Raw genomic sequence first — 7,024 nt, 5'->3', positions numbered from 1 at the left:
TAGAAAGGGCCGTCGTGTCATACCTGCACCCCTACCCCTCACGGGATGGCTTCACGATCACCTCTCAAACACGTTCTTAGAATGACCACCGGAAGGAAGGTGGGGATCTGGAAGGCCCAGGAAGACAACGGCCCGGTGTGATGGTCGACCCCGGCCTGCCGCCGGAGGTCGCGGATCTGCTTCGTGCGAATCCCTCCATGCTCAGACGCATACGAGCCGGTTGGAAGCCGCTGGAGAATCCGCCGAGGAAATCCGCGGTTCTCCCGGCCATCGCCGGTATGTTCGCGGCGGTCGGCTTTCTGGCGGTGCTTTCCTTCCAAGAAGGGGCCGGGCTCGGAATCCTGCTGCTCATCATGCTCGCGTACTTCGTTTTCGCCGCGATCAGGGCGGCGAGGGATTCCGAGGAGAGCGACAGCCCGGAGCAGGAACTGTACGATCTCGCGCACCGCTACCGCGATTCCTATGTTCTCCCCGACGACTTCGACGCCGATGCGAGCCGCCTGCTCGGCCGGTCGCGGCTGGCGGTCGACTCCGTCCTGCGCTCGCGCGTCAACGCCGAGGGGCTGCTCGACGACGTACGGAACGCCGTCATGCTGCCGCCGCAGGAATGGGAGGTCGCACGCCTGCTGGCCAAGCTGTCCTCCCTTCGTGGAGAACACCGCGATCTCATGCGTGGCGGGGTCACCCCGGAGGTGGCGGCCGTGATGAAGCCGCTGGAGCAAGTGCTCGCCAACAGCGAGAACGCTGTCATCGCGAGGGTCGAGGCGCTTGAGCGTTACGCGGCCCATGTCGCCGACGCCGAACGTGCCTACCGGGCCCGTGGCCAGATCGAGGCGCTGGTGGAGCGGTTACCCCGCTATGAGGAATTGCTCGCCGAGTCGGGTGCCGACGCCCTGAGCATGCCCGAGATCGGGCATCTCAGCGGTGAGGCCGACGAACTGGAGCAGGCGTTGCGCGCGAGCATCGGTTCGGCGCACGAGCTGTTCCACCATCTGGACGGTTCGGCGCCGTCCGGGTGAGGGGCATCGGATGATCGCCTGCCGTGCGGGTCGGCGGGCCGGAGGTCAGCCGAACAGGCAGTAGGCGGCCGTCGCGTCGTCGTGGGTTTTCGTCCGGGGTCGGCGGGAGCCGTCGGGGTCGGCGTGCTCCGCCTCGCGGACCCGGCGGATCAGCTCGCCGGGTCCGGACCGTTCGAGGGTGTCGAGGACCTCGCGCCAGGTGGCCAGCTCGAACAGGTCGACGAGCCGGGAGGCTCCGTCGCTGAGCAGGGCGGCCGCCCGTACCCGGTCGGCGGGGAGTGTGCCGGTGAGCGACTGCTCGGCGGTGAGCGGGTCGACGGCGGCGATCCAGAAACCCCCCTCGCGGTTGCGATGGTCCCGCATGGTCTCCAGGTACTCCCGGCGCGCGGTGACGTGCTCGGCGCTTCCGTGGGCGAGGCCGTCCACGGTCGACCGGTGCGCCCTGCCGATCCGATCCACCCGGTCGTCACGGACGACCGTCGGTTCCGCCTGACCGGCCATGTCCAGGATGAGGACGGAGTCCGCCAGGACGAGGAAGCCCAGGTTTCCGGCCGTACGGCGGAGCATGACCACCGTGGCGGAGGGCGATCCGGGATGGGTGAGGTCACAGACGAAGTCGTGGAGGGAGGCGACGGCCTTTATACCGTTCGCGAGTATCTCCGTGAGCGTTCCCGTGTCCTGCGTCATGCCCGCGAGGAGGGTCGAGCCCAGGGACCGGACGTACCAGCCGACGCCGTGAACGCACCCGGTCTCCATCCCCTCCGGGGTGCCCGCGCCGTCGAGGAGGACGAAGGCGTCCGGGGTCGCCCCGAAGAAGTCCTCGTTGCCGGCGTCGTCGTTACCTGCGGTTTCCTCGGTGCCCGTGTTCTTCCTGCCGGGTGCCGCTTCGGTGGCGAAGGTGATGCGCATCGGGTCGGAGCTCCTCGTGCTGGACGGGCTTGCGCCGGACGGGCGCGCACGTTTCCCTCACGAGTTCCCCCGTTGGAACGGCGTACTCCCACGCGTACTCCACGCGCACTCCACGCGGGACACCTCTCACGGCGTACCTCCACGGCCTTCCCGCGGTGGGCTCACGGATCCGGGCCGGGTGCGGCCGGTCCGGAGGCGGGCACACCGCCGAGGGGACGGGCGGGATTCGGGACGCCGGGAGGTGGAGGCGGATCCTCAGTACGAGGGTTCCGAAATGGACTCGGCCCGGTAGACGTCCATCGGTCCCTCTTCGTCCTCGTCCACGCCCACCTTCCTCAGCAGCAAAGTCCGGCTGCCGATTTTCAGGGAACGTTCGCCGTTGATCTCCGTGGACGCGAACACCGTGACCGCGTGACCGTGCATATCGCGCACCTGGTCGTATTCCGGTCCGTCAGGAATGTCTAGCTTGATGCGCCTCGTCTGGAATGTCACTCTCCCAGTGTGAAAGCCATGGCCCTGAAAATCGATCGTGCGCGCGATGATATTTGGCATCATTTTAAGCTGAAAAGGTATGGATGCCGGGTCGCGTTCGGGGCCCGGGTCCTCGCGTCCGGTGGTGGAGCGGGCCGGCCGTGGGCCGTGGCACCCGCATGCCACCCGACCGGGCCTCGCTACGGCAGGGGGTCGATCCCGATGTTCTGGTCGTACTGGACGAGCTCCGCCCCGCGATCGGTGAGGATGGGCCATTTGGTGGCGCGGGCGCACCAGATGACGTGTCCGGCCGTGATGTCGCGAGAGCCGTCGAGAATCTCCGCGATGTCCCCCACCTTCCCGTGGGTGAAGTCGTCGATCCTCACGCCGGGTGTCGTGACGAGCTCGAACAGCTCCACCTGGGTCGAGATCGGGGAGATGGACAGGACGGCCGCGAGGCTGGTGGCCGGGACGCATATCCCGCCGCCACGGAAGAGACACATGGCGGCGACGCTCCGGGAGTATTCGGTCTTCGCCACCGCGATGTCGACCAGTGCGCTCACGTCGAGCACTCGACCGGGAAGCATGGCTCAGCGCCTCCGGAAACGGCGGATGCCGATCTGGCCCCACTCCGCCTCGGAGAGCTGGTCGACCCCGAGGGAGTCGGCCGCCGTGTCGAGGTCTTCACGATGCAGGTTCCAGCGATGCATCAAGGTGATCACGTGGGGTTTGTTGCCGATCTCTCGCTGGACGGCCGCGTGGATCACGTCGGCGACCCGGTTTCCGGTCAGCCGCGCCTTACGAGAAAGCGCCTCATAATCCGCTTTATCCAGCTCTATGGTGATAGCCGTGTCGGAAGCCGGTGTGCCGTTTGCCTTTTGTCCTTCTCCGCGCTGGAGATGTGCCAGCCACAGTGGAACCGAATCCGATTCTTGTCTGGCGCCATCGCGATCATTCGATGATGGTTTTTCCGATCCTGTGCCGTCTCGCCATGCCGGCATGGAGTGGGCCATGCGTTCGACAGTAGCTGTGAATTGTGGATTATGGCAGCACTTCTGCACCAGAGGCCATCACTCCAGGAACCCCGGCGGTTGAGTGGCGGGGGGCGTGGGGTTGGTGGGAATGCCAGGATCCGCGGGGGCGGAGGGAACGGAGGGATTCGCGGGGTCGGCAGGATTCGCAGGATTCGCGGGATCGGCGGGATTCGCGGGATCGATGGGATTCGCCGGATCGGTGGGAACGGTGGGCGCCGTGGGGCTGGGAGTGACCGCGCCGCAGAATCCCATGGCCCGCCGTTGCTCGGCTATCTGGTCGACCGGTGCCTGGTAGGCGAGCCGCTCCTCGGGCGAGGGCTCGTACCGCCACGTACCGCTCTCGAAGGCGAAGTCGAAGTCCGTCGTGTCGTCGAGCCGGGTCGCCTGGACCCTGGTGCTGTCGCCGGTGATCGTGACGGTGGAGATGGTGAGCGGGGAGTTCGCCACGAGCGGCGGGCAGATCTCGAAGAGCCTCACGTACTCCTCCCGTGCGATCAGGCCCTGCGCCTCGGTGGTCCACAGGTCCCAGAAGTCGCCGTACGACCCGCTGCTGTAGGCGTCGAGCGCCGGTTGGACGGCCTGGCGGACCGAGGCCTCCGAGTGCTCGCCGCCGCGCGTCGGGGACGCGCCCGGCGGCGACGAGGGCGGGTTGAACACCATGAAGACGGTGACGACCGCCCCGATGGCCACGCCGAGGGCCGTGATGACTATCACGACCAGACCTCGCCCCGTCTCGCCCCGCGGCGGCTGGCCGTACTGCGGCGGATAGCCCACGTGCGGTCTCCGGGGGGCTGGCAAGAGCGGATGAAAGTGATCATAACGCCCGTAGCTCTCGGCTGACCACGGTCGTCGCGTACTCGGAAGGGGAGCCGACATAATACGCGCGTGATTCAAGCGATCGGTACGGCCGCCGCCGTCTTCGCCGGCACCAACGTGGACGACATCATCATTCTGACGGTGCTCTTCCTGGCGTCCAGGGCGAATGGCGTTCCCCGTCCCTGGCAGATCGTCGTCGGCCAGTACGCGGGCATCGCCGCGCTGGTGGCCGTCTCGGCCGCGGCGGCCCTCGGGCTCGCCGTGGTACCGGACCGCTGGGTGGGACTGCTCGGCCTGGTGCCGTTCGGCATGGGGGTGTGGGGTCTGGTCAAAGCCGGGAGGGCCGGGGGGGACGATGACGGCGAGGCGCCCAGGGTCGCCTCGGGCGTGCTCTCGATCGCGGGGGTGACCGTCGCGAACGGGGCCGACAACATCTCCGTCTACACCCCGCTGTTCCGCACGATCGGGCCGGCGTCCAGCGCCGTCACGGTGGTCGTGTTCACGGTCCTCGTCGCGGTCTGGTGCCTGGCGGCCTCGTGGCTCGGGGCGCACAAGAAGATCATCGCCCTGGTGGAGCGGACGGGCGCGTGGCTGGTGCCCGTGGTGTTCATGGTCATCGGCGCCGTCATCGTGGCGGAGGCCATATTTAGATAAATATGGACATTTAGTCTGAATTTAGGGCATATGCACTGGGGAATTACTTGCCATGCGAGACCATTTGCGCTTCTACCAGCATCGATGGTTCAAGGTGTGGATCGCCCTGATCGTTCTGTCCTTCTCGCTCATCGCCATGATGCAGGCGGCCGGCAACCAGGCGGTCCTGCCCGCGGCCTTCTTCTACGGGGCCGCGGCCGGGCCCTTCGCGCTCCTGCTGGCCATCCACGACCGCATCCACATCGCCACCAGCGTGCCGCCCATGACGCTGATGGGAATGTTCCTGTTCGGCGGGGGTGTGGCACTCCTGCTCGGCGGCTACTTCGACGCCCTCTTCATCTCCGCCAAGAACAGCACCTCGATCCTGCGGGTCGGATGGATCGAGGAGCCCGCGAAACTCGTCCCGCCCCTCGCGGTCGCGCTCACCGGCCGCCACCTCACCAAGGCCGCGGGGGTCGCGCTCGGCCTGTCCTGCGCGACCGGCTTCGCGATCATGGAGTCGATGGCCTACGCCTGGAAGAGCGTCGCCAACCACGACGGCGCCGTGGGTGCGGGCACGGTCCTCCTCCTGCGCGGCCTCAGTACCCCCTTCAGCCACCTCGTCTGGACAGGCCTGGTCTGCGCGGTGGCCTTCGGCGCCTGGCAGGCCCGGGGTCGCGCCGTCCTCACCGTCCCCATCGTCGTCGCCTTCGTCACGGCGGCCATGCTCCACTCGCTCAGCGACGGCCTGCTCATCCTGGACATCCCCCGGCCGGCCAGGCTGCTCTTCCTCGTCGTCGCCGTGGCGAGCTACTGGCTGTTCCACCGGGCCACCCGAGATATGAAACCGGCGCCGATGCCGGAACCGTCCCGCGCCTGACCTTCCGGGCACGCACCCACATCGCGTGGCCCGTGCGGACCTCAGCGCTGCGAGCGCCGGCGATGCGAGGCCGTACGGCCTTTCCGGCCTACTCGTACTGCTCGTCGGGGGGCTCGATCCTTGTGAGGTTCTTGCCGGTCATCTGCGGGTAGATGACCCCGTTGGGCATCTTGCCGAAGGTCTGCGGGATCCAGGTGCCGGTGACCTCGACCCAGGTGTCGGCCGGGGGCGCCTGAAGCCCTCTGACCGCGATCTTCAGCGGGAACGCGTCCGCGGCGCAGCAGGCGATCTGCATGCGCGTGACGTACCACTGCCCCTTCTTCTTGGCCGGTGAGACGAAGCCGGTCAGCCTGACCTCGCGGCCGGTGAGGGATTTCTTGTCGTCGTCCCAGGCCCGGCCGATGAACTCGCCGACCGTCATGTCCACGGGGCCGGTGCCGGCCAGCGGGGCGAAGGAGCCCAGGCTCTGGTCGCGGGGCGGCGGGGTGTCGTCCCGGGAGGCGGCGAACGAGCCCAGCGCGGGCGGCGCGATCAGGAAGATCGCGAACACCGGCAGGCACAGCAGCCACGCGACCCGAGGCCCCCCGTGCGCGTGGCCGTGCCCACCCTCCTGCGGGTGCCCGTCCTCGTGCGAGCGCCCGTCCTTCTGCGACTGCCCGTCCCCGTCCTCGTCCGGCTGTCCGTCCCCGTGCGAATGCCCCTCCCCGTATGAGCGGTCGTGCTCCTCCGCCGGGGTCTTGGCCTCCTTCGGCCGGGACGCCTGGAACAGCCCGATGAGCCCGAGGACCACCAGCACCACCCCGGCGCCGATCAGGAACGGCCGGAAGCCGGGTTTGACGTAGTTGAGGTAAGTCGTGGAGAACGCCGAGATCCGGAGCACGGCGCAGCCCAGCAGGGTCAGGACGAGGTTCTGGGTCACACGGTTCATCGGGGTGCGCCGGTTCCTTCCGTCGTGGGTCCCGGGGCCTGGCGGCCGGCGTACCCGGTGGCACGGAGCGAGGGGGAGGACGGGATGGGGAGCCTCACAGCAGCAGCCGGCCGAACACGACGCTCACCAGGACGGCGAGGGCGAAGGTCAGCGGGACGAACCTGAGGGCGAAGGACTTGCCGAACGTGCCCGCCTGCAGCGCGATCAGCTTCAGGTCGACCATCGGCCCGACCACCAGGAAGGCCAGCTTCGCGGTCGGGGAGAACGCGGTCATCGAGGCGGCCACGAACGCGTCGGCCTCCGAGCAGATCGACAGCAGCACCGCCAGCAGCGC

10 protein-coding genes are annotated in these 7,024 nt (G+C 68.2%); 3 read left to right on the top strand and 7 right to left on the bottom strand.

Translation table 11 applies throughout. The features are described from left to right. Nucleotides 1–140 precede the first annotated feature (140 nt). Nucleotides 141–1,019: a hypothetical protein gene (locus tag ACSDR0_RS48715; protein WP_435295800.1), complete on the top strand. Its 879-nt coding sequence runs from the start codon at nucleotides 141–143 to the stop codon at nucleotides 1,017–1,019. A 45-nt stretch (nucleotides 1,020–1,064) separates the two neighbouring features. On the opposite strand, the gene ACSDR0_RS48710 is transcribed toward ACSDR0_RS48715, so the two are convergent. The 5 genes from ACSDR0_RS48710 to ACSDR0_RS48690 form a co-directional block, all read right to left on the bottom strand. After that, nucleotides 1,065–1,928, bottom strand: coding sequence for an integrase (locus ACSDR0_RS48710; protein ID WP_435295799.1), 864 nt, complete (start codon nucleotides 1,926–1,928; stop codon nucleotides 1,065–1,067). 255 nt (nucleotides 1,929–2,183) lie between these two features. Further along, nucleotides 2,184–2,420, bottom strand: a complete 237-nt coding sequence (locus ACSDR0_RS48705) for a hypothetical protein (RefSeq protein WP_435295798.1) — start codon at nucleotides 2,418–2,420, stop codon at nucleotides 2,184–2,186. A gap of 179 nt (nucleotides 2,421–2,599) precedes the next feature. After that, a complete protein-coding gene (locus ACSDR0_RS48700) occupies nucleotides 2,600–2,986 on the bottom strand; it encodes a hypothetical protein (protein WP_435295797.1) in 387 nt (128 codons plus the stop codon). A gap of 3 nt (nucleotides 2,987–2,989) precedes the next feature. Further along, on the bottom strand, nucleotides 2,990–3,412 hold the full coding sequence (locus ACSDR0_RS48695; RefSeq protein ID WP_435295796.1) for a hypothetical protein: 423 nt from the start codon (nucleotides 3,410–3,412) through the stop codon (nucleotides 2,990–2,992). Between the two features lie 57 nt (nucleotides 3,413–3,469). Then, complete coding sequence (locus ACSDR0_RS48690; RefSeq protein ID WP_435295795.1) at nucleotides 3,470–4,147, bottom strand: hypothetical protein; 678 nt, start codon at nucleotides 4,145–4,147, stop codon at nucleotides 3,470–3,472. Between the two features lie 171 nt (nucleotides 4,148–4,318). Between ACSDR0_RS48690 and ACSDR0_RS48685 the strand changes: the two genes are divergently transcribed. Then, complete coding sequence (locus ACSDR0_RS48685; RefSeq protein ID WP_435295794.1) at nucleotides 4,319–4,903, top strand: cadmium resistance transporter; 585 nt, start codon at nucleotides 4,319–4,321, stop codon at nucleotides 4,901–4,903. A 52-nt stretch (nucleotides 4,904–4,955) separates the two neighbouring features. Next, nucleotides 4,956–5,762, top strand: coding sequence for a PrsW family glutamic-type intramembrane protease (locus tag ACSDR0_RS48680; protein ID WP_435295793.1), 807 nt, complete (start codon nucleotides 4,956–4,958; stop codon nucleotides 5,760–5,762). 88 nt (nucleotides 5,763–5,850) lie between these two features. Here the strand turns inward: ACSDR0_RS48680 and ACSDR0_RS48675 are convergent, their stop codons facing one another. Together ACSDR0_RS48675 and ACSDR0_RS48670 are read right to left on the bottom strand one after the other, a co-directional pair. Continuing rightward, complete coding sequence (locus ACSDR0_RS48675; protein ID WP_435295792.1) at nucleotides 5,851–6,690, bottom strand: TIGR03943 family putative permease subunit; 840 nt, start codon at nucleotides 6,688–6,690, stop codon at nucleotides 5,851–5,853. Nucleotides 6,691–6,784: 94 nt separating this feature from the next. Beyond that, a partial coding sequence (locus tag ACSDR0_RS48670; protein WP_435295791.1) for a permease occupies nucleotides 6,785–7,024 on the bottom strand: 240 nt, incomplete at its 5' end.

This window comes from Streptosporangium sp. G11 (genome assembly GCF_051192615.1).
Lineage (GTDB): Bacteria > Actinomycetota > Actinomycetes > Streptosporangiales > Streptosporangiaceae > Streptosporangium.
The sequence above is the reverse complement of the archived record's forward strand: the minus strand, read 5'-3'. Positions and strand labels throughout refer to the sequence as shown.

Coding starts and splice junctions, on each gene's coding strand:
- ACSDR0_RS48695 (WP_435295796.1), bottom strand. CDS start 3,412: ATGGCCCACTCCATGCCGGCATGGCGAGACGGCACAGGATCGGAAAAA.
- ACSDR0_RS48675 (WP_435295792.1), bottom strand. CDS start 6,690: ATGAACCGTGTGACCCAGAACCTCGTCCTGACCCTGCTGGGCTGCGCC.
- ACSDR0_RS48710 (WP_435295799.1), bottom strand. CDS start 1,928: ATGCGCATCACCTTCGCCACCGAAGCGGCACCCGGCAGGAAGAACACG.
- ACSDR0_RS48715 (WP_435295800.1), top strand. CDS start 141: ATGGTCGACCCCGGCCTGCCGCCGGAGGTCGCGGATCTGCTTCGTGCG.
- ACSDR0_RS48700 (WP_435295797.1), bottom strand. CDS start 2,986: ATGCTTCCCGGTCGAGTGCTCGACGTGAGCGCACTGGTCGACATCGCG.
- ACSDR0_RS48680 (WP_435295793.1), top strand. CDS start 4,956: ATGCGAGACCATTTGCGCTTCTACCAGCATCGATGGTTCAAGGTGTGG.